Here is a 2,617-nt window from a genome sequence, read left to right on the forward strand (position 1 = left end):
GACGTTCCAGACATTCCAGGTCCGTTCTTTTACTTGAGTCGGCGCGATATCTTCGTTGTAGTGGGCACTGTCGGAGACATCTGAGCGGGTTTCAAGTTCATAGAATTCACCTACTTTGATGGCGCCTGATGCGCCAGACGTATGTCTACTCATTATTTTTCCTCTTGTTGAGTCAGTAAGGTCCTGAGTAAGAGGATTGCAGGTTATATGCCATTATTTTACCAGATGTAAAATAATTTTAACTTTTGTAAAAGATGCATAAATATCAGGTAGTTAAGAGTGTTTTTTTTCTGGTGAGGTGAAAATAAAATGGAAATGTCGAGTGGCTATATTGCTGTTTATTGGTGCGGCTTGCGCTGTTGCTGTGCGCTTTATGGTCAAAGGTGAAGAGGATGAAACGAGGATGGGGCCAGCGGTTGTGGCCCTTGTGGATAAGTTTAAAATTTTCGGACCAGCATAATCCCAGCTGCGATCAAGATGACGCCGAGAATTCTCCAAGGGTTGATCTCATGTACATTAAAGCCCAGAGCGCCGAAGTGATCGAGCAGTAATGAGGCGATGATCTGACCCGCAATGATCAGCGTCAGTAGTGTGGTGGCTCCGAGTTTAGGTGCAAAGAAGGCCATGCTGGTGACAAAAAATGCGCCCATAAGGCCGCCACTCCATGCCCATAGCGGAGTCGCTTTTAGATCATGTAGCGCCGGCCAGGGTAGACGCAGGCTGCTGTACACCACCAATAACGTCAACGTACCCACGAAAAAAGATATGCCCGATGCCCACAGTGCACTACCGCCGGCGCGTGCCAGCTGTGCGTTGACGCCGGCTTGAAGTGGCAGCATGCTACCGGCGAGCAGTACGATTAGCATACTTATCCAAACGATCATGGTGTTTATGTATCCGTTATGAGTGGCTTAATGGGTAGTGAGGGGGAAGGCTCCCCCGTCGTCAGATGGTCATATTAGCTGCGTTGCACGGCAACCGGCGCATGCTTTTCAGCTTGTTTCGCTAAAGCTTCAAACACGGGATTAAAGGCGGGACGATTGATATAACGCCCGGCTCCCGGTTCAACATTGAGTTGCCCATTGGCCCAGACCACTTTGCCTCGGCTAACAGTGTGTGTCGGGATACCTTTGACTGTTTTACCTTCAAAAATGTTGAAATCGACATTTTGATGGTGAGTTTTAGCTGAAATGGTACGCGTGCCTTCGGGGTCCCAAACAACGATATCAGCATCGGCGCCGACGACGATAGCGCCTTTTTGCGGGTAGATATTAAAGATCTTGGCCGCATTAGTCGAGGTGACAGAGACAAACTCATTCATTGTCAGTTTGCCGCTATTGACCCCTTCATGCCACAGTACGGCCATTCGATCTTCTACTCCGGCGGTGCCGTTTGGTATTTTGGTAAAGTCGTCTTTGCCAGCGGCTTTCTGCTCGGCACAAAAAGCGCAATGATCGGTGGCGGTCGTATGCAGATTACCGCCCTGAAGCCCTTTCCAGAGCGCATTTTGGTGTTCACTCGAGCGGAAGGGGGGGCTCATGACATGGGCCGCAGCAAACTCGAAGCTCTCATTGCGATAAACACTATCATCGATAGCAAGGTGACCGGCCAAGCATTCACCGTAGACGCGCTGACCTTCACTGCGAGCGCGAGTGATGGCCTCAAGGGATTCTTTACAGGAGACATGAACAATATAGATAGGCACATCCATCACCTGAGCGATCTGAATGGCGCGATTAGCGGCTTCACCCTCGACCACCGGTGGACGAGAAAGTGGATGGGCTTCTGGGCCGGTGATGCCTTTATTCAGCAGTTCTTGCTGTAGTTGGAAGACAAGCTCACCATTTTCGGCATGCACAGTAGGTATTGCGCCTAATTCCATACAACGGCGAAAGCTTTTTACCAGCGTTTCGTCATCGGCCATGATGGCATTTTTATACGCCATGAAGTGCTTGAAACTGTTGACGCCATACTCTTTGACGAGCGTTTCCATATCTGCCGCGACCGAGTCATCCCACCAGGTAATCGCGACATGAAAGCTATAGTCTGAGGCCGATTTTTCAGCCCATTCACGCCACTTTTTATAGGCATCGAGAAGGGACTCCTGCGGTGCGGGGATAACAAAGTCGATAATGCTGGTGTTACCGCCGGCGAGGCCTGCTGCCGTACCGGTGTAAAAATCATCGGTGGCGACAGTGCCCATGAAGGGTAGTTGCATATGGGTATGAGGATCGATACCGCCGGGCATAACATATTGGCCGCTGGCATCGATGGTTTGCGCATCAGCGGGTACCTCGAGATCGGTTCCAATGGCAACAATTTTCCCTTCTTCACAATAGATATCTGCGCTAAACGTCTGATCGGCGTTTACGACAGTGCCATTACGAATGATGATGGACATAGGCACAACTCCTCAGTGTATTTCGGTTTGGCAGAATAAATTTCTGCGGTTAAAAAATGCTTAAAACTAAGCCCCTGCCGTGCTAGCAGGGGCGTTTTATTAATCGTTCTGAGTGGCTAGATTGACTATATTCTGGGTCTGTTTGCGAGCGCAGAACCAATAGGTGATGCCGCCGAGAATAGAGCCGGTAAACCAGCCATACTGATAGAACCAGTT

At 49.8% G+C, this 2,617-nt stretch carries 2 protein-coding genes; both read right to left on the minus strand.

Annotation, left to right across the window (positions count from 1 at the left end):
* Nucleotides 1–437 precede the first annotated feature (437 nt).
* Entirely contained in the window at nt 438–866 is a 429-nt protein-coding gene (locus tag Q4488_RS18635) for a DMT family transporter (RefSeq protein WP_303582088.1), read from the minus strand.
* A 92-nt stretch (nt 867–958) separates the two neighbouring features.
* Nucleotides 959–2,401 (minus strand): dihydropyrimidinase, encoded by a 1,443-nt coding sequence (gene hydA, locus Q4488_RS18640; RefSeq protein WP_303582090.1) that lies wholly within the window; start codon nt 2,399–2,401, stop codon nt 959–961.
* Nucleotides 2,402–2,617 lie beyond the last annotated feature (216 nt).

The organism is Amphritea sp. 1_MG-2023, from assembly GCF_030547545.1.
Classification (GTDB): Bacteria; Pseudomonadota; Gammaproteobacteria; order Pseudomonadales; family Balneatricaceae; genus Amphritea.